Annotated in this window: 20 protein-coding genes; 16 read left to right on the top strand and 4 right to left on the bottom strand. The window is 43.8% G+C overall.

Going from position 1 to position 19,945, the window contains the following annotated elements; all coding sequences use genetic code 11:
- The first annotated feature begins 158 nt into the window (after positions 1-158).
- Positions 159-389 carry a hypothetical protein gene (locus AC5GD6_RS05125; RefSeq protein WP_491846383.1) on the top strand — a complete coding sequence of 77 codons (231 nt, stop codon included), beginning with the start codon at positions 159-161 and terminating at the stop codon, positions 387-389.
- A gap of 1,407 nt (positions 390-1,796) precedes the next feature.
- Here the strand turns inward: AC5GD6_RS05125 and rlmD are convergent.
- Positions 1,797-3,146 (bottom strand): 23S rRNA (uracil(1939)-C(5))-methyltransferase RlmD, encoded by a 1,350-nt coding sequence (gene rlmD, locus AC5GD6_RS05120; protein WP_491846382.1) that lies wholly within the window; start codon positions 3,144-3,146, stop codon positions 1,797-1,799.
- Positions 3,147-3,216: 70 nt separating this feature from the next.
- Between rlmD and yqeK the strand changes: the two genes are divergently transcribed.
- Together yqeK and rsfS are read left to right on the top strand one after the other, a co-directional pair.
- Complete coding sequence (gene yqeK / locus AC5GD6_RS05115; RefSeq protein ID WP_464395389.1) at positions 3,217-3,876, top strand: bis(5'-nucleosyl)-tetraphosphatase (symmetrical) YqeK; 660 nt, start codon at positions 3,217-3,219, stop codon at positions 3,874-3,876.
- A 7-nt stretch (positions 3,877-3,883) separates the two neighbouring features.
- On the top strand, positions 3,884-4,300 hold the full coding sequence (rsfS, locus tag AC5GD6_RS05110; RefSeq protein WP_491846381.1) for a ribosome silencing factor: 417 nt from the start codon (positions 3,884-3,886) through the stop codon (positions 4,298-4,300).
- A 28-nt stretch (positions 4,301-4,328) separates the two neighbouring features.
- On the opposite strand, the gene AC5GD6_RS05105 is transcribed toward rsfS, so the two are convergent.
- Entirely contained in the window at positions 4,329-5,600 is a 1,272-nt protein-coding gene (locus AC5GD6_RS05105) for a sensor histidine kinase (RefSeq protein ID WP_491846380.1), read from the bottom strand.
- Positions 5,601-5,694: 94 nt separating this feature from the next.
- Positions 5,695-6,366: a response regulator transcription factor gene (locus tag AC5GD6_RS05100; RefSeq protein ID WP_035434627.1), complete on the bottom strand. Its 672-nt coding sequence runs from the start codon at positions 6,364-6,366 to the stop codon at positions 5,695-5,697.
- 277 nt (positions 6,367-6,643) lie between these two features.
- Here AC5GD6_RS05100 and rpsP point away from each other — a divergent pair, with 277 nt between their 5' ends.
- From rpsP to AC5GD6_RS05060, 8 genes are all read left to right on the top strand, one after another.
- Positions 6,644-6,994 carry a 30S ribosomal protein S16 gene (gene rpsP / locus AC5GD6_RS05095; protein ID WP_061103160.1) on the top strand — a complete coding sequence of 117 codons (351 nt, stop codon included), beginning with the start codon at positions 6,644-6,646 and terminating at the stop codon, positions 6,992-6,994.
- 32 nt (positions 6,995-7,026) lie between these two features.
- A complete protein-coding gene (locus AC5GD6_RS05090) occupies positions 7,027-7,389 on the top strand; it encodes a KH domain-containing protein (protein WP_010242782.1) in 363 nt (120 codons plus the stop codon).
- Positions 7,390-7,392: 3 nt separating this feature from the next.
- Complete coding sequence (locus AC5GD6_RS05085) at positions 7,393-7,923, top strand: ribosome maturation factor RimM (protein WP_311431427.1); 531 nt, start codon at positions 7,393-7,395, stop codon at positions 7,921-7,923.
- A 4-nt stretch (positions 7,924-7,927) separates the two neighbouring features.
- Positions 7,928-8,674 (top strand): tRNA (guanosine(37)-N1)-methyltransferase TrmD, encoded by a 747-nt coding sequence (trmD, locus tag AC5GD6_RS05080; protein ID WP_491846379.1) that lies wholly within the window; start codon positions 7,928-7,930, stop codon positions 8,672-8,674.
- A 5-nt stretch (positions 8,675-8,679) separates the two neighbouring features.
- Entirely contained in the window at positions 8,680-9,267 is a 588-nt protein-coding gene (lepB, locus tag AC5GD6_RS05075) for a signal peptidase I (RefSeq protein WP_276776724.1), read from the top strand.
- 69 nt (positions 9,268-9,336) lie between these two features.
- Entirely contained in the window at positions 9,337-10,284 is a 948-nt protein-coding gene (locus AC5GD6_RS05070) for a glycine--tRNA ligase subunit alpha (RefSeq protein ID WP_491846378.1), read from the top strand.
- Positions 10,285-12,381, top strand: coding sequence for a glycine--tRNA ligase subunit beta (gene glyS / locus AC5GD6_RS05065; RefSeq protein ID WP_491846377.1), 2,097 nt, complete (start codon positions 10,285-10,287; stop codon positions 12,379-12,381). It abuts the gene before it with no gap.
- A 16-nt stretch (positions 12,382-12,397) separates the two neighbouring features.
- Entirely contained in the window at positions 12,398-12,796 is a 399-nt protein-coding gene (locus AC5GD6_RS05060) for a kinase/pyrophosphorylase (RefSeq protein WP_061103166.1), read from the top strand.
- 170 nt (positions 12,797-12,966) lie between these two features.
- Here AC5GD6_RS05060 and AC5GD6_RS05055 read toward each other — a convergent pair whose 3' ends face one another.
- A complete protein-coding gene (locus AC5GD6_RS05055; protein WP_061103167.1) occupies positions 12,967-14,805 on the bottom strand; it encodes an FAD-dependent oxidoreductase in 1,839 nt (612 codons plus the stop codon).
- A 148-nt stretch (positions 14,806-14,953) separates the two neighbouring features.
- Between AC5GD6_RS05055 and uvrC the strand changes: the two genes are divergently transcribed.
- The 5 genes from uvrC to AC5GD6_RS05030 all read left to right on the top strand — a co-directional run.
- Entirely contained in the window at positions 14,954-16,960 is a 2,007-nt protein-coding gene (gene uvrC, locus AC5GD6_RS05050) for an excinuclease ABC subunit UvrC (protein ID WP_491846376.1), read from the top strand.
- A 205-nt stretch (positions 16,961-17,165) separates the two neighbouring features.
- Entirely contained in the window at positions 17,166-17,516 is a 351-nt protein-coding gene (locus tag AC5GD6_RS05045; protein WP_006303249.1) for a tRNA-binding protein, read from the top strand.
- A 28-nt stretch (positions 17,517-17,544) separates the two neighbouring features.
- Positions 17,545-18,531: an RNase adapter RapZ gene (gene rapZ / locus AC5GD6_RS05040; RefSeq protein ID WP_006303250.1), complete on the top strand. Its 987-nt coding sequence runs from the start codon at positions 17,545-17,547 to the stop codon at positions 18,529-18,531.
- 2 nt (positions 18,532-18,533) lie between these two features.
- A complete protein-coding gene (gene whiA, locus AC5GD6_RS05035; RefSeq protein WP_276776705.1) occupies positions 18,534-19,475 on the top strand; it encodes a DNA-binding protein WhiA in 942 nt (313 codons plus the stop codon).
- A 119-nt stretch (positions 19,476-19,594) separates the two neighbouring features.
- The coding region (locus AC5GD6_RS05030; protein ID WP_491846375.1) for a hypothetical protein at positions 19,595-19,945 on the top strand (351 nt) is incomplete at its 3' end.

Here is a 19,945-nt window from a genome sequence, read left to right as displayed (position 1 = left end):
GGTAAAATGCTCTATAGAGACGCACAAACTGGGAAAAGCGTAAATATCCAACATTACTTAAGCATGGCAAGACCACAGTCGGTAGGTTTAGTTAGAACAGACAATTTAAAGCTTTCATATCGGGTTAGAAATTTTGTAACACAAACTAGGAGGTAACAATGGTTGATTATGAGCAAGCTCTATCTATTGCAAAAGACCTTTTAGGAAAAGCTGATACATATTGCGAATATAAAGATTATTATGTGTTTTCCTATCACACCCCCGTAGTTTGGGAGTCAGGCGCGAATGTTGTCGCTATAGAGAAAAAGACTGGGAAAGCCTATAGCTTTATTGGAGTAATCACAAAGCTTGGGGAAATACTTCGCGAAGGCAAGGTACACCAAGAGTAACCGTTTCTAGAGGTTGACACCACCCTCGAGCAATGGCAAAATTACATGCTGTAATGGGTTGTTGTATAGGAGGATTACGCCTTGCTGGAGGAGACTCCGGTGCAAATCCGGGCGCCCATTACATTAGCCGCTCTTTGGAGCGGTTTTTTATTAGGAAAACACCATGGCAAGTAAAAAATTGTCCTAAGCTCCTTTTGTCCTATAACTAAAAATATGCAAAGATTTTTTCGGTGTATGAGCTTTTTGTTTTTAATTGTATTAAGTGTAATTTTAAGTTATAGGTCATGTGTACAATCGTTCTCGCAATTTTAACGGCGGTATTAACAGCCACAGCCGAAGAAATACGAGAACGATTAAAACAACAAAAGCCTAAACAATAAAAGGCTTGAAGTTCAAGGGGTGTTTCGGTCTCTGCGCTCCTTGGACTCCCATAGTAGCAAGGGGGATATAAATATGCAAGAAGCAATCATTATATGTGTAACAGCATTTATAACACACATTATTTATCGAGCCTATAAACAATATAAGGGGGTAAACCATGGCAACGACTGAAGCACAAAGACGCGCAAGTACTAAATAACGGCAAAGAAACGTAAAATGTCAGATATTTTTTTCTTTACTACAAAGAGGTATTACGTGCAGTGTTAGCAATTACTTGTGTTGTTATACAAGTAAAAAATAGAGGCGACAACCTCAGGCAGCTGCCCGAAGCTGCCACCTCTATCTCTTCTCACTATACACCAATTTATTTGCTTATCAAAGGTACGCCCGCACGCCTTTAATGTTCCCGCTGTACAGAACATATTTGAGCATTCAGTACGCCTGATACTCTTTCTTACATGTGAGACATAGCTTTAGCATTATTGGATGAAAATAAATATATCAAACTCTAATATGTAACGAAGGATACAATAATATCCAGCAACAACCACAAATGAACTAAAATGATTACATTGAACAAGTTAGGGGTTGTTGCTATTGTCGTTAATACTCTAAAGCAAGTAATAGCAGGTGTTTTATCAGGGTTATCCTGTATATGCTTTTGAAAGACAAAAACGACATTCGCACACTTATTGTAAAAGACATGCAAGCTCACAATCCAAATGAGCAGCAATAATCGCCTGACCAGCAGTGTACAACGAGCAACAACAAGTAAAGTGTCATCGCAATAACCAGATTTTATACGCCTGTAAAAAACGAATCAGAAGAAAATTGTTTCGCAAAAAATGGGGGGGGGCTAGGAGGAATAGATGAAATACGATATCGACTCCGTTTATACATGCAAGGACGTATGCACACGAATCTGCGCACTTAAGCCGCGGACTTAATCCGCACACCCAACGTACGCCCAACGCACGCCCATCGCGCCCTTAATCCGCATGTCCAACGCACGCTTAATCCGCACGCTTAATCCGCCTTCAACATTAAGCAAACGTTTTCAATATGCCAGCTCTGCGGAAATAGATCAACTGGTGTAATCTTTGCAGGTAGATATGCGCCTTTATCAATAAATCGACGTATATCACGCGCAAGCGTTTGTGGATCGCACGAAACATACGCAATTGCGCGCGCCCCACTTTGTGACAATTTATCGCAAACGCCTGCTTCCAAACCAGCTCGCGGTGGGTCAACCACAATGACATCGGTATGAGCTTTTGGATATTCGCGCAGAGCATCTCCGCCAATTGCCTGAACGTTATGTAAATTAAAAAGTTTAATATGTCTGCGCAAATCCTGAATAGAACTACCTTGCGCTTCAACACCTATAACATCACGCGCTCGCTCGGCAAGTGGAAGCGTAAACGTTCCTGCTCCGCAATACAAGTCAAGTGCTGTTTCGTTTGGCTGTACATCCAAATCATCAATAACACGCTCAATGAGTTTTTCGGCATTGTGTGTATTAACTTGAAAAAACGAAGGAGCAGAAATCCGCATACGTCTACCTGCGATAAGCTCTTCCCAATAACCTTTGCCGTACAATTTTTCTACGCCGCACACACGCCTCGCGCGACGCGATCCTTTGGTTAGAACACGTACAATGGAAGTGAGCTCTGGCGCTGCCGAATTCAGAATTTTTACCACATAGCCACGCGGAAAAGCACCAGGAGTGGTCCAAAGCGCTAGTTCTACGTCTTTTGTACGAACCGAAGTTCTCAGTGCAATGCGCTCGATACCCAACTCCTGTGAGCGTGCAATAAATTGCAGCGCGCCCGTAATTGATTTGGTCAGTTTGGAAAAACGTTTATCAACAAGTGCACAACTTAAAACTTGGATAAGCCGCTTTTGAATAGGATCATACATACCAAAATAAAAGGTATTATGTTCTGTACTTGCACTGAGCTCAATTTTATTGCGATAGCCCCATTGCTTTTTAGAAGGAATTACATCTCTTACTAACGTTTGTGCTTCATCGGGCTCTATATGTGCCGTGCGTATAAGCGCGCCCACAACATTTGCTTTTTTAGCTTTGAGCTGCTCGTCATATGCAAGGTTTGCCCACGGACATCCACCTGCTTGTTCGTCGTATGAATACGCCGGTTTTACTCTATAAGGCGATGCGGCAAGAATCCGCGTTACCTCGGCTCGTAGATAGTGCTTGGCTTCCTCGGTGATTGCAGCTTCGCATACGTCGCCTGTTACTGCTCCGCGTACAAACACGCACTTGCCATCTGGCATATGCGCGATAGCTTCGGCTCCGTATGACATACGTTCTATGGTTATGGGCCCTATAATCGTAGCGTTTTGACGCAAAATCACCGTATACCTTTCTCACAAGTGGTAAAACAGTTACTATTTTAATAGCTATTGGCACGGTGAGAGGAGCAAAATGGCGTCTTTTGAATCGCTTTCATCATTTGAACGTTTTACGCCACAATTTTCTCAAAACGACAAACGCACAATTACCTTGCTTACGCAGGCGTTAAGTGCGCGCATGAGTGAGGTTAACCCTCGGCGTTTTGCGCATTGTAAAAGTGTTGCTCAAACTGCTGCGTACATGGCAAAAGTTTATCAGCAGAATCAAACACATGCCTATATTGCTGGTCTTTTGCACGATTGGGATAAGATTTTAAGTACACCTGATCAAATTGAAAAGGCACGGCATTACAACATCGATATGGGCGCACCTTTGGAGCAAACCTGTCATCTTTTACATGGTCTCACTGCTGCTTGTGAGTTACACGAACGCTTTCCTGAGCTATCAGATGATATTATCGACGCGATTCGTTATCACACAATTGCACGGACTAACATGAGCGCACTTGATATGATCGTTTTTGTTGCCGATGGAATTGAACCGCTGAGGAAGCCCTATCCTACGCTTGATGCTATTCGCGCATCTGTTGGGACACAACCTCTTGATCGCGTCTTTTTTGAGTCGTTTACCAGCGGTCTTGTGTACGTTCTTAAAACGCAGCGTTATCTTTATCCGCCAAGTATTCAGCTTTATAATCACTATATTCGTACGTTTGCTCATATTGGAAAGTAGTATTGTGGTGCACTTTAGTGAAAAAACGCTTGCTTTATGTGTTGCTCAGATATTGCATAGTAAAAAAGCCGAGCATACAGCTCTTATTACGTTGCCACCTGAGCGTGGCTTGTGTCCATACATGGTGGTCGCAACTGCGTGTAATCGTATTCATTTACACGCGCTGTTACAAGACGTTGAAGATGGCGTACGCAAACAGGCGCACGAGGTTCCAAGCGCCGTGGAAGGCATTCATGCCGATTCGTGGGTGGTACTCGATTACGGCTGTGTTATGGTGCACATTTGCACCGCCGAAATTCGCACGCTGTATCGGTTGGAATATATTTGGGAAGAAAGTTCTGTACAATATTTAGATGACTGTACGTATGCGGATAAAGATAGTTTTGAGAACCGCTGCGCGAACGACGCACAACTAACAAAATGACACGCACTTGAGCTCTCGCAGACACCCTTTATAAATGCGTGGGTAACGTTACCGTAAATGTGGTGCCTGTTTCTGCCGTACTTTCAACTTTAATGGTGCCTTTATGCGACTTTACCAAACCAAGCGCAATTGAGAGCCCCAGTCCAAAACCACCTTTTTTATTGGTTTTACAGCGCGCTTTGTCGCTTCGATAAAAACGGTCAAAAATATGTGCCTGGTCTTCTTTGCTGATAACTTCGCCTTGATTGGTAAAACTCAGTTGCAAAGCATTTCCTGCTGCTTTATTTGTTTTTGTAAGGTTTATTTGAATGACCGAAGACTTGGCAGCATATTTACATGCATTATCCAGCAAGATGTGTACAAGTCGTTTGAGTTTTTCCTCGTCGCCAAATAGATATAAATCTCTTGGAATATCAGTTTGAATGGTGCACCCATGTTCAAACGCCAAGGTATCAAACTCAAGCGCAGCTTCATATACCATGTCAGAAAAATTAAAGCGCGCGGGATGTAAAATATTGGGTGCACCAGCAGCAGCCTCATCGCTTTGTGCAAGTTCCAAAAGATCGTTAATCATCTGTTTGAGCTGCAACACTTCTTCTGAAGTATTTTGAACCCATTTACGCTCTTCCGCCTCTAAGCGCGAGCTGTGGAGCAAAATATCGGTATTAGCAATAATCACCGAAAGCGGAGTTTTAAGTTCATGCGATACATTTCCCAAAAAGACGCGCTGTCGGTGCATTGCCTCTTCGACAGGTTTAATTGCCCAGGTTGAAAGACCCCATGCAATACCTGTGATAACTACTACGGTAGCGGCCATAATACACGAAACCATAATGATGCTTTGAGAAAATGAAAAGTCAAAAGCCGAGGTATCAACAAAAGCAATGGTATCACCACGTTTAAGCCATCTCACATGGTAATCGGTGAGTTTGCCGCGTGTGTCAGAGCTTTCCATAATTTGCGTGCAGACCTCTTTAATGGGCGCGGATCCAATATAATCAGGATGTTCACTTGGCTTAATTTCTCCCTGATCGCCAAGCTTAACCACCATAGATAGCATGTTAGATGTGCCGGCAATATCGTTATGGTGATAGGGTACTTGTCCAAAATGCTCAATATCAGGGTTATCCTCGGAAATAATATATTCAAGATAATTATTAAACTTAATTTCTTGTGTATGATAGGTAAGATACATAGAAATGCAGGTATGCGCTATGAGGGTGCCTTCAACAAGAATGACGATACTCAATAGGAATTTATATTTAAGTGCTTTGAGCATGACCATTTTTTGTTTACACATGAACGAGCCTTATCAATCGTAATTTCTACAGCACATAAAACAGGAGTACCATGCCGATTGTGCTGAGATTACCATGTTTACATACATCTATTGTCTAATATGTTTCAAGACGATAGCCCAACATACGAAGGGTAGTAATTTGCACCTTTGAATGAACGTATGCCAGCTTTTTGCGCAAAAATGAAACGTAGGCTTCTACCGAATTTTCTGACGCATCAGCTGTGGTACCCCATACATAGGTTAACAAATCCTGCTTGGACACTACACGTGACGGCGCGCTCAGTAACATTTTTAAGACTTCAAATTCTTTACCAGAAAGATGAACGGAATGATTTTTGCACATAAGGTCGTGCGTACTTAAATCAAGCGAAAAATCGGCAAACTTCATCTGCTCGATAATTACATCTCCTTGCCTACGAGTAAGCGCGCGTAAACGAGCAAGTAATTCGGGAGCTTCAAAAGGTTTGGTAAGATAATCATCGGCACCGGCGTCAAGGCCATCAACTTTATCTTGTGTAGATGTCCGAGCAGTAAGAATTAAAATAGGCATAGAATCGCCACTACGTCGAACTTCTTTGACAATATCAAGACCGTCCATGCCAGGAAGCATTCTATCTACAATAGCCGCATCATATAATCCGCTTTGGCACGAGATGAGTCCTGATTTTCCGTCATATACGGCTTCAGCGTGGTAATGAGCATCTGTTAGAATACGAACGATAGCATCTGCTAAATTTTTTTCGTCTTCTATAACCAAAATGTTCATAGCCGCCTCCTTAGCGAAAATTTTCAACAATACATGTTTGTTTTAAAAGTATACTTGTACAGGTGAATAAATCTTATATATACCAGTTTATGCATGAAACTTAATTTCTGCTGAAACTATGAACTTTTTTATAAAAAACCAAAGATTTTAGTAAGAGTTCACAAAAACGACACGGTTTTTTACTGTTATAATGTCGTATAGTAAACATTGCTTAAGTGGCAAAGCGACGCACTTTTTCTTCGTATCCATCGCGTCGCGTGTGTAAAGGAGTTCTACTTTGGCTGTAAAGATTCGTCTTGCTCGTCATGGAGCAAAAAAGCGTCCGTATTACCGTGTTGTTGTTGCTGATGGTCGCATGCCTCGTGACGGTCGTTACATTGAACAAATTGGTAGCTATAATCCGCTCACCAATCCAAAGTCAATTGATATCGATTTAGAAAAGGTTGATGCATGGGTAGCTAAAGGAGCTCAGCCTTCTTCTACCGTTTCTCACCTTATCGACATTGTACGTAGCGGTGCTGCTGCTCCAGAGAAGAAGCGTAAACTCTCTAAGAAAGCTGCTGCTAAGGCTCAAGCTGCTGCAGAAGAAGCTGCTGCTGCAGAAGACGCAGCTCAAGATGCGGAGTAGTTAACGTGAGTGATCAAATTCAGGAAAACGTCATGGATCAGGATATTCCTGAAACCCATGAAGAGCTCAACACTCAAGACGCGCAAGATAGCGCACATGCTGCGTCGCATAAAGAGTCTCTTTCTACGTTGCCTTTAGCAGAAGGTGAGCTTGCTTCCGATAAAGTTGCTGATCTTGTTGAATACATTGTATGTGGTCTGGTAACCAATAAAGAAGCTGTTGCGCTTGATGTTACCGATAGTAACGGCGCAGCGCTCATCGAGATTTCGTGCGCCGAAGAAGATGCAGGTCGTATTATTGGTCGCAAGGGTCGCACCATTAAAGCAATTCGTACACTTGCTCGTGCTCTTGGTTCGCGTGTAAACACAGCTGTTGAGGTTGAGGTTTTAGGATAAGTTATGTCTTGCCCGGAATATAGCGTGTTTGCTCGCATTTCTAAGGTATATGGTAATAAAGGAGAAGTCGTTGCACACTTTGTGCACGGCTTTTCTTTTACACCCACCTCAAAGCAAGAGCTCTATTGCATACCTCCCATGTTGCACCGTCCGCGTGTGCTTCACGTACAAGCGGCCACGTGCGCAGCCGATGGACTTGTTTTGTCGTGCACAGAGCTTGACTCGCGAAGTTTAGCCGAGTCGTATGTAGGTACTTATTTGGCTATCAACCGTTGTGATTTAACGGATGAGCAGGCAAAGCAAAGTATTGAACCTGTGCTCAATAAAGCGGTGCATGATAAGCGGTTTGGTGATTTAGGTGTTGTAAGCGAGGTTCTTAGAAGCTCGGCTCAAGACACGCTTTTAGTACACGGTAGGTCCTCTGATGTGATGATTCCGCTTGTTCCTGAGTTTGTAGATGATATAACAGCAGATACAGATGTTATAACTACGCATATTCCGCAAAGCCTTCTTGATTTGCAAAGTAGGTTGTAAGTGCATGATTAGCTTTGAAGTGCTTTCGATATTTCCTAACTTGTTTCAGCCATATATGGATGCGTCCATTATGGGCAGGGCACGTGCGCATAATCTCTATTCGCTTACAACGTACGACTTACGTAGCTGGACTCACGACGCACACCACAGTGTAGATGACGCGCCATACGGTGGAGGACAGGGAATGCTTATGAAGTGCGAGCCTTTTTTTGAAGCGTTTTCTGAAATTTCTTCGTATAGCGCAGAAAAGCCCTACATTGTTATGTTTTCTCCGTGCGGTAAACGTTTTACACAAGCCTGTGCTGCTGAACTTTCGCACAAAAAGCGCGTGCTGTTTGCATGCGGCCACTATGAAGGTATTGATGAGCGCGTCTACCAAAAAGCCGACGCTATTTATTCGTTAGGCGATTATGTACTTACTGGTGCCGAATTAGCAACGCTTGTGGTGCTTGATGCTACTATTAGGCTCATACCTGGAGCTTTAGGTGATGCACAAAGTGCTTGTGACGAATCATTTTCTGACGCGGGGTTGCTTGAATATGCGCAGTACACGCGTCCGCGTGAGGTAGAGGGAGCGCGTGTTCCTGATGTTCTGCTCAGCGGTAATCATGAAGCAATTAAAACGTGGAAACGTATGAATGCGCTTGAAAGAACGGCTCGTTGGCGTCCTGATTTGTTATCGAGCGCAACGCTTACCGATAAAGAGTATGATTTTGTTCAAAATCTAACATCTTATAGAAAAGAAATGTGATGCGTATGAGACATATGCAACCTCAACAAGAGCGTAGTTCATTTTTAAGAACGTGTTTTGACTGGGTCATAACACTTGCAATATCTGCAGGTATTGTGTTTGTAATTCACGCTTTTGTGGCGGAAGTGTATTTGGTGCCTACGGGCTCTATGCTTTCCACCGTGCAGCTACAAGATCGCCTTATTGGAGAAAAGATCAGCTATAAGTTTGGCAAACCTCAAGCAGGCGATATTATTACGTTTAACGATCCTGCAGGTACAGGACATACTCTGCTTAAGCGTGTTATTGCAACTGAGGGTCAAACCATAGATTTGCGTGATGGCAATGTTTATGTTGATAACAAAAAACTTAACGAACCTTATGTTAATCATCAACCCACCGAGCCTATTACCAATCAGGGAGTAGGTCCACAAGGTGCAATCACGTTTCCTTATACGGTGCCTGCACATTGTATATGGGTAATGGGGGATAACCGAGGCAATTCGCTTGATTCGCGTTGGTTTGGTGCAGTGGATATCTCTTCTGTTTCGTCGCGCGGATTTTGGATTATTTGGCCGTTTGACCATGCAAAAAGTTTGGAGCGTCCGCATTAAAGCGTGGCGCGCGTGTGTTTATAGACACATAACACATGTAAGTTTTCCTAAAGCGGTAAGGAGATTGATATGAGCAAAACGCCCCTGACATTTCAGGATATGATTTTGACTCTACAAACGTATTGGGCGCAACACGGTTGTACCGTTATGCAACCCTATGATAGCGAAGTTGGCGCAGGAACGTTTCATCCAGCAACACTGCTTCGTTCACTGGGAAATAAACCATGGGCAACCTGCTATGCTCAGCCTTGTCGGCGTCCTGCTGATGGTCGTTATGGTGATAATCCTAACCGTTTACAGCACTATTATCAATTTCAGGTGCTTATTAAGCCTTCTCCTGCCGATGCACAAGATTTGTATCTTGGCTCACTTGAAGCAATTGGTTTGGATCCTCAAGAAAACGATGTCCGCTTTGTAGAAGACGACTGGGAGTCGCCAACCCTTGGTGCTTGGGGACTTGGTTGGGAAGTTTGGCTCAACGGTATGGAAGTTACGCAGTTTACGTATTTCCAGCAGGTAGGCGGCATTGAAGTTGCGCCTGTACCGGTAGAAATTACCTATGGTCTTGAGCGTATTGCAATGTATACACAAGGTGTAAATTCGGTCTACGATTTGGTGTGGAATAAGCTTGCAGATGGATCTTGTGTTACCTATGGTGACGTGTTTCACCAAAACGAGTTTGAATTTTCGACCTATAACTTTGAAGTTGCAAACGTTGAACTTATGCGCGAAAAATTTGACGAATACGAAGAAGAATGTCATGCCTGCTTGCGTCGTAATTTGCCGTTGCCTGCCTATGATTGCGTGATGAAATGTTCTCATGCGTTTAACTTACTTGATTCGCGCGGTTCTCTTTCTGCTACCGAACGTGCTAATTACATTTTACGAGTGAGAAGCGTTGCCAAGGCGTGCTGTGAGGCCTATTTAGCATCGCTTGCGGCGCTAGAATCAAAGGCACCCAAGCCTGCTGATAATTCTTTATCGAAACAAAATCCAACTGCAAATGAGGTGGCATAAATGAGCAAGTCGTGCGAATTCTTACTTGAAATTGGAACAGAGGAAATGCCGTCAGCACCTTTGATTCATGCAACAAAACAGCTGGCTCAGCTTATGCAGGCTCACTTGCAAAAAAGTGGCTTAACATTTGGTAGTGTTGAGGCACACCAAAGTCCGCGCCGCCTGGCTGTTCTTGTGCATGATCTTGCAGCTCAAACACCTGAGATCAATGAGATTAAGCGTGGACCTGCTGCCTCTATCGCATTTGATGCAAACAAACAGCCTACAAAGGCGGCTTTGGGATTTGCAAAAAAGTGTGGGGTAGATGCGCATGATCTTATCGAAAAAACCGCAGAAGACGGCAAAAATTATGTGTATGCCCAAAAGTTTATAGCTGCACGCACCGCACAAGAGTTGCTTGGTGATATGTGTCACGATATAGTAGCTTCGCTCGAATGGCCAAACTATCGAAGCCAACGTTGGGCGTTTGAAACCGAATCTTTTGTTCGTCCTGTTAGATGGCTTGTTGCTCTGTTAGATGAAGAAGTTATTCCGTTTTCTTATGCTGCAGTGTGCTCTTCTTGTACAACGCAAGGTCATCGTGTGTTAGGACATGGCTCACATACCATTGATTGTCCTGGCAACTATCGTTCAATTTTGCGCGACGCGGGTGTTTTGCTTGAAGACGAGCGTCGTCAAAAGATTTTAGACGAGGTAGCGACCTATGAGCATGAGCATCCTCAACTTCATGTTGACATGCCAAAAAAGACCTTTGAAGAGGTTATTAATTTATGTGAATATCCGCGCGTTTTAATTGGTTCTTTTGATCAAGAATTTTTGGATGTTCCGCACGAGATTATTTGTGAGTCTATGCTTACCAATCAGCGCTATTTCCCCATTTATACCAAAGACGGTGAACTCACACGAGATTTTGTGATTGTCTCAAACGGTGCTGCCTCTGCCGACAAAGCTATTATCGATGGTAATGAGCGTGTTGTTCGCGCGCGTTTAGACGATGCAAAGTTCTTTTTTGAAGAAGATCTCAAACATCCGCTTGATGAATATGTTCCGCGTCTTTCTAAAGTTGTCTTTCAAGAAAAGCTGGGAAGCGTCCTTGATAAAACCAATCGTATGACTCGACTCATTTTGGTGTGCGCTGAGCTTCTTAAAGCAGATGACGCAGTGGCTAAGCTCTGTGAGCGCGCGGCTTATCTTGCAAAAGCCGATTTAGTAACCAATGCAGTGGTAGAATTTACTTCGCAACAAGGTGTTATGGGTGGTTATTACGCGCGCGCTATGGGCGAGGATCCGCGTGTGTGCAAAGCAATTGCCCAGCACTATCGTCCTCGTTTTTCTAAAGATGTAACGCCTGATGATTTTGTAGGAAAGCTTGTTGCGCTTGTTGATAAGCTTGATACAATCTGTGGCATGTTTGCTATTAACGAGCCTCCTACTGGCTCGTCCGACCCGTTTGCCCAGCGTCGTAGTGCCCTGGGAATTATAGCAATTTTACAAGAGTTGCCCTCGTGTTCGCTTAAGGCGCTTATTAATGCTGCTTTGAACTTGTTTAAAGAACAAGGTCTTGATTTTGATGCGTCAGCGGTGTCCACGTGCGTTAGTGAGTTTTTCTCGGTTCGTTTGCAAGCCCTTGCAAAAGAGCAATCGGTAAGTCCCGAATCAATTTCTGCTATCGCTGCAATAGGAATTATTGACCCACGCGAATTTTTTGCGCGTGTACAGGCGTTTGATTCGGCGCGTACACGAGAGCCTCAGCTCTTTGAAGATTTAGCAATTGCATATGCACGTGCTTCGCACCTAACCGACGCAACTCTGGGAACCGATGTAAACGTTTCCATGCTTACACCTGCGGAATTACAACTCTTTACTGCGTGTTCAAACGGTCGTGATAATGTGGAGAAAGCGTTGTCAAACGGTGAATACGCGCGTGCATTAGCCGCGCTTGCCGAATTAAGAGAGCCGATTGACCAATTTTTTAATGACGTGCGCATCATGGACGACGATACTGAAATTAGAAACAACCGCTTCCGCTTGCTAAATACCTTTACATCCGTCTTTAGCAAGGTGGCAGATATAGCGGCTTTAACTAAGAAGAAGTAATTCGTTTGGAGGTTTTATGTCTTTAGAAGCGCATCCACAACAATTGAAGCCCCGCACAGCGTGCATCTTTGTTATTTCTGATTCACGTGGTGAGACCGCTGCAAAAGTTGTTGAAGCTGCTGCAGATCAGTTTGAAGAAGGCAGTGTTATTGTAAAGCAGTTAGGTAATGTAACCAGCGTAGACATGGTTATGGAATACCTTGAGAAAAATATGAACAATGATGTGCCTGTTGCTGTTTTTCACACCATTGTTAACGAGCCTTTACGTAGAGAGCTTCGCCGTGCCTTTGATGACCACGAGATTTCATCGGTTGACTTGCTAGGCCCTGCAATTACGGTTTTATCAACGCTTACTCATCGCGATCCGCTGTATGTAGCAGGACATCGTGCGCATACCGTTATCGAAAAGCTTTAAGAGAGTCGCTTGATCTGTACCAATAAGCGCAACCGTTAAGCATGTTGTGTATAGATTACATGTTACCCACCATGTGTATGCATGGTGGGTTTTTGTGTAAAAGACGCTTGCTATCTGCCGCGCGCTTTCGCGCACACAGGCACGGTATAAATTACGCTTTGTACGCGCTTTTAAGATTCTATCCAGCTATAACTTGGAAATGCCATACTTGAGCTGCGTTTAGGAAAATCGCTTCGATAAAACGATCCACGACTTTCGTTTCTCTTAAGTGACGCTAGAATAAACATTTTGGCAATAATGAGTTGCTGCTGTACCGCAAGTGTATACATAACATCGCGATATTGTGTAGTTGGCTCTTTTGTGCTTGCCAAAACTTTATGTAGATAGGTAATGCTGCTTAGCGCCCGTTTACATGAAGGCGCGTCTTTAATCAAAAAACATTGTCGTGTCATAAGCATATGAAGCGTTTCTTCAACGCGTGCCGCTTGAGCAGACGCGCATAACGAAAGCTGCGCCTGTGCGGCATAGAGGGTATCGGAATGAGTATCGATATATATGTCGTTGGTGTCTGTTTGTTCGAGCGTTCTGCATGTCTGATTTGTGCGTGCATAAGTTGCTGCTTCAAAGCCACTGATTTGTCCAAAGACAATACAGCTGGTAGACGACATGGCACCTAGGCGATCGGCGCCTTGCATACCTGCGGCAATTTCTCCAGCAGCAAAAAGTCCTTTAATATGTTGATTGCAAGCCGTACGTGCAAGCGTATGCGAATCAATGACCACGCCACCATTAGACGTATACGCATACAAGTCAAAATTAAGACGTTTGTGCATAGACAACTTGGCAGCTTTAAGCGTATTTATATAGGTCAGAATAGGTTGAGGAAGCCGATTTGGAAGGCGCGTATACAAAAGTGAAAGTTGATGGTTAAGACTTTGATCTGCAAGCTGTATGTCAAAAGATTTGCTCGAAAGACGCGAGGTAAACGGGCTATATTGCGAGCGGTGTTCCAACAGGTCTTTATCGCCTGTATGCAGCGGATGAATTAACGTATCGTCTGCATAAAAATCTGCCCACTTGAACATATCACGGTTGCATATAATCGGTGCGTGGTTGCTATGAAATGCAGGTACAATTTGCATAAACTCAAGATTAGACATGCATAAACCATGCGAAAGCAAAATAGCATGGATATTGCCAGCCCCTGCTCGCGCGCTCAACGAGCGCTTGAAAATTGAGGTAAAACCGCCCGTTGCTATAACAATACTTGTTGCTTTGATATACACAAAACGGTTGGTGTTGGTATCAAAAAACAGGGCTCCACAGATAACGTGTTTTGGCATTTCTTCAGCCGCGTGTTCGGACGCTTGTCCTGCCGCGTGTTCTGGTGCCCGCGTAGGCGCGTTTACATGCGTATCTTGTGGTTTGTCAGAGCACGCGTAATCTTTTGGCATATGCTTTGATGTACAGCGCGTAAAGAAATCTCTGTCCCATATATCCTCTGCAAGTACGCGTTGCCCGCGTTCAACAAGATCAACGAGCTGCAAATGGGGCTTTTCGATAATATCAAGCTCATGAAATTTGCGCTCTAAGGCGTGGCGATATCGTTTTGGCTCAATTTTGCACCAAGGACGCCTTCGGTGGTCAAACGATGGGATGTATGTTTGTGCTTCTTCGCCACGGGGATGAATAAGACTCAATTTTTGCTGATTCAGATTTTCGTGCGCACCTGCAATGTGGTCTACCATGGTTTTTACAAGCTCATGATCAGTTACGTTTTGACCTACGGCTTCAATGGTACGAATAAGTTCATCTTTTTCTGAGTCACGAGGGGGCTTTAGTACAATCATCTCGTAGGTACTGCGCGAAAAACTTGACCCCGAAAAAATATGAGAACTACTGGTAATGGCGACACGCGCTCCACGTTGTGCGGCGGCGTAGGCTGCTTGTGTACCCGCAAGCCCTGCACCGATAACCAAAACATCTACTTGAAGTGTTGACGCGTGCATAATCCCTCATTTGCATTTGAAATGGTGTTGTCAGGCCGCCTGCAAGCTATCTACATTATGAACTTAGCTTGTCAGCTCGTGTTATACTGCACATAAGTCTTACAATACAAAACTGAAGCAATTTGGCAAACCATATCATAGGAACTATATGAGCATACATCATACTACACAACAAGCGCGCGTTGGTTTGTGTGTGTCAGATGAGCAAGCGCAGTGCGAAGCGCGTACGCAAACACAAGCGCAAGCGCCCACGCGCACGATACATGGTATTCGCTGCGAGCTTGTGCATGAAGTTGAACAAGTTCCTATGCTTCCTGGGTGTTATTTGTGGAAAAATGCGTCGGATATCGTAATTTATGTGGGTAAAGCAAAAAACTTGCGTGCGCGCATGCTCCAATACGTAACGCTAAGTGATGATCGCCTTAAAATTCCTCGTATGATGCTTGAAGTGGCAAGTTTTGATTATGTGGTTGTGAGTTCAGAACACGAAGCGCTGGTATTAGAGCGCAACCTTATTGAGCAGTATAAGCCCTATTATAACGTTGATTTTAAGGATGACAAAAGCTATCCCTATATTGCGCTTACCAAAAATTCGCTATTTCCCGCAATTAAATACACGCGTGAGCACCATAAACGTGGAACAAAATATTTTGGCCCATATACCGATGTGTATGCCGCGCGCGAAACGATTGAAATTTTACGCAAAGCAGTGCCTCTATGCAGTGCATCATGTACAGAGTGGAAAAGACTTGAGCGTTATTTTAAAAAGCATGCGGATGAAAAAGAACTCGCACCGTTTAGTTTGGCACAACACGGTAAGGCGTGTTTTGATTATCATATGCAAAAAGCACCCGGTGCTTGTATTGGACGTATTGGTGTTGATGAGTATCGCCAAAATGTTGCGCTTATCGAAGACTTTTTATCGGGTAAGCGCAAGCATATCTTAGATGTATTGAGCGAGCGCATGCAACAAGCAGCACAAGATCTTGAGTTTGAAAAAGCGGGGAGAATAAAACATCGCTTGCAGGTATTGCAAGCACTTAACGATAAACAGAAAGTTGTTTTTTCCTCGCGGCTGTCTATGGATTGCATTGGGTTTTATCGCGAAGAAACCATATCGGCTGCCTGTGTGTTTATTGTTCGTGAGGGGCGTGTTATTCGCACGAACGAATTTATTTTGAATAAAGGTTTAGACGTTTCAAAGAACGAGCTGCAAGAGAGTTTCATCAAGCGTTATTATCATCAAACAGCAGATATTCCTGCCGAAATTACCCTTGATGAAATGGTTTTGGATGTAGATGCGCTTAGCAATTGGTTAAGCGAAAAACGTGGCTCGCACGTGACATTTCATGTTCCACAACGTGGTGAAAAGCGTGATTTGCTTGCTATGGTTGTACAAAATGCTTCGTGCGCACTTAAACGTTACTCGGTACGAACGGGGTATAGTGAAGATCGTACTAATCTAGCATTAACGCAGCTCGAAAGCGCGCTTGCGCTTGACCGTGCGCCTTTGCGCATCGAATGTTTTGATATATCTACGCTGCATGGATATTTTACCGTGGCGTCCATGATTGTATTTACCAACGGTCGGGCGGACAAAAGTCAATATCGTAGGTTTATTATTAAAACGCCGCTTGATGAAGCTAACGATTTTGTGTCTATGCAGGAAGTTCTTTCTAGACGTTATAGCAAAAAAACTATGAGCAATAAGCGTTTTGGCAAAAAGCCCGATTTATTGGTGCTCGATGGAGGAAAACCGCAGCTTTCTGCTGCGCTTTCACAGTTGCACGCGCTTGATTTGGATATACCGGTGTGCGGTTTGGCAAAATCCGATGAAGAGGTTTTTGTGCCCTGGGATACAACGCCCATTGTGTTGCCTTCGGGTTCTGCGTCTTTGTATTTAATTAAGCAAGTTCGTGATGAATCACATAGGTTTGCGATTACCTTTCATCGCGAATTGCGCGATAAAGCAATGACTAAATCAATTTTAGACTCAATTGAAGGTGTTGGCCCCAAGCGCAAACGTGCCCTGCTTGCTCATTTTGGTTCTATGAAGCGCTTGCGCGCGGCAAGCGTGCGTGATATTGCACAGGTTTCAGGTATCTCCGCTCAAGTTGCACAAAATGTGTGGGAAGTTCTGCAAACGTGGCATTAACAGCCTTGCATGGTTAAGGTCATGCGTGGTATTCATAGCGTTAGACAGTTTTAGGCTTTACAGGCGTAATTTCGTTGTAAATTTTGTACGCGACTATTCATTCGCAAAATTTTGGATGATAATAAAGATGTACGTATGCACACTGCACTCCTAAGATGTGCATAGGCACGTATATCTTCACTAGCAATCGGATAAAGGATAACGTATGGGCGCACCAGTTAAAGAGAACATTAAATATAGCGACTTTGAAAAACTTGATATTCGCGTTGGAACAATTTTGCACGTTGATGATGTGCCCGATTCAAATAAGCTCGTTTGTCTGACGGTAGATTTTGGCGACTTTAAGCGCACTATTCTTACTGCACTTAAGGAAGAGCGCGAGAACCCCGAAGAGCTCGAAGGAATGCAAACACTGTTTTTGGTGAATATGGCTCCTCGTAAGATGGCAGGTATGACCAGCGCTGGTATGTTGCTTGATATTGGCTACGAGGACAATATCCCATCTGTTATGCCTACGCTTGAGCATCCCGTACCAAACGGCACGCGTATGTGTTAGTTTGCCTTTTGTTTGATTGCGACATCCCATGAACTCAGCATCTCATACAGACCATACAGAGCAAATTGCAAACCATCCGCAGATTCCCGATGTAGTTGTTATCACGGGCATGAGCGGAAGCGGCCGCACGCAGGCAATGCACGTGTTTGAGGACATGGGTTATTACTGTATTGACAATTTGCCGCCGCGCCTTATTTTAGGTCTGGCGCAAATGGTTGGAATCAATTCTGGGATTGGTCGTCATTTGGCTGTAACGTGTGACTTACGCAGTCAAGGGCTCTTTGATGAGATGCTCGACATTTTACATCAGTTGCACGACGCGCATATGTTTGTAAAGACTTTGTTTTTGGATAGCAGCGACGATGTTCTTATCCGTCGTTATAGCGAAACACGCCGCCGCCATCCGCTTGCAAATCGCAAAGAAAGTTTATCGCATACTATTCAGCGCGAACGTGAGCAGCTTGCTGTTATAAGACAACAAGCAGATTTAATCATTGATACTTCTCATCTGCGCGTAAACGATTTGCGTCTTAAAATTCGTCGTGAGTTTAGCGAGCGATCGGATCTTCAGCTTATGGACGTTAACGTATTTTCGTTTGGATACAAATACGGAACTCCTGCAGAGGCCGATGTTATGATGGACGTGCGCTTTTTGCCTAATCCATTCTATGATGCGCATATGCGCCCTTTAACTGGTCGCGATAAACTTGTTCGTGATTTTGTACTCAATAATGATGTAACGCGCAAGTTTTTATCCTCGTGGACCACGCTTCTTGATGTGGTTATGCCAGGTTATATCAACGAGGGTAAAACGCGGCTCTCCATTGCAATTGGATGTACGGGTGGCCAACATCGAAGTGTTGCTATTGCAGAATATACTGCGCATTACCTGCAACAAAAAGCATACCGAACAATTGTTTCACATCGTGATTTACACTTTGCCAATGCAGACGCACCCGCCTCATCTCAAAATACGTGTGAGCATGACGTTAAGCCTTCAACTGATAAGGCGTAGCCATGTCATTTACCGCTTCTGTAAAAGACGAATTATCACACATCAACGCTACATGTCCGCACTGTGATTATGCTCTTTTATCAGGGATCGTAAGAATATGTGGTTCGTTATCACTTAAAGGTTCTACTACATCACATTCAAGATATTCGGTAACCATTGCCACCGAAACTGGTGTAGTGGCTCGTATGATTATCAATCTTACTCATACACTTTTTGATCTTGATACCTATTTAACGGTACGACATTCTAACTTGCATAAAACAAGAAATTACGTTATTCAAATTCCTTATCAAGACAGTTTGCCAACATTTTTGCATACGCTCGAAATTTTGGATGCCACTGGTGCATTATGCACAGGCATTCCTCAAAAGCTTTTACAGCGAACGTGTTGCGCGCAGGCATTTTTGCGTGGATGTTTTATTGCAGGCGGTTTTATGAGCGACCCAAGAACATCATTTCATATGGAAATTTCGGTGTCTTCGGCTGCGTTTGCACGCGAAATTGTAGAGCTTGCAGATACCTTTGGCATTGTGATTCGCAGTAATCAAAGGCGCTCTACCATTTCTTTGTATATCAAAAAGTTTGATTCAATTTTGCTGTTTCTACAGGTTGTAGGAGCAAAGCGTTTGTCGCGCGCCTTTGAGAATATACGCAAGGTAAAGCGCCTTAAAAACGAAGTGAATCGTAGGGTCAATGCCGAAATGGCAAATCAAACGCGATCATGTATGGCAGCAACCGATCAGCTGGTGCTGATCGAAAAAGTTCAAGCACGCTATGCGCCCGATGATTTGCCACGCGCGCTCCGACAATTTTGTGAGGTACGACAGACACATCCCGAGCTTTCTTTGGCTGCACTTGGCGAGCTCGTTTGTCCTCAAGCCTCAAAATCTGCTATGTATCATCGTGTTTTGCGTTTGCAAAAACTTGTAGACACACTGGAGTAGAAAATCAGCTATGACGTACTGATTTCGCTGTATTCCAGAATTTTTCTCTAAGCTGAAATTTCACATTATTTTAAGGTACAATAGATGAGTATTTGTGTTTTTAGGTATTGGAGGATTTTGTGAAATCTCAAGGTAAGCATACAGAGCACACCAAACGAACTAAGGCTCAAAAAAACACCCACCACGCTGATGTTTCTACGATTGCAGCGGGTGCTACTTCCATGCTGGTTGCGTCGTCATTGTATTTAGGTGTTAATGCCACGCACGCTGAGGCGCATGAAGCCACTACAGATGAGCACGATTCTTCGCATAACTTGCTGATCAATTCTAAAAAAGAAACACAGAGCAACACGCTTGATTCTAAGACATCACCTAAGCACACCTCTTTACATGCAGAAAAGTCTGCATCTAAAGCGATGGGTTCATCTGTGCCTTTAGAAGACTCCACTCATAAAAAAACGCTTACCCCC

The sequence above is a fragment of the Fannyhessea sp. genome (assembly GCF_986145555.1).
The sequence above is the reverse complement of the archived record's forward strand: the minus strand, read 5'-3'. Positions and strand labels throughout refer to the sequence as shown.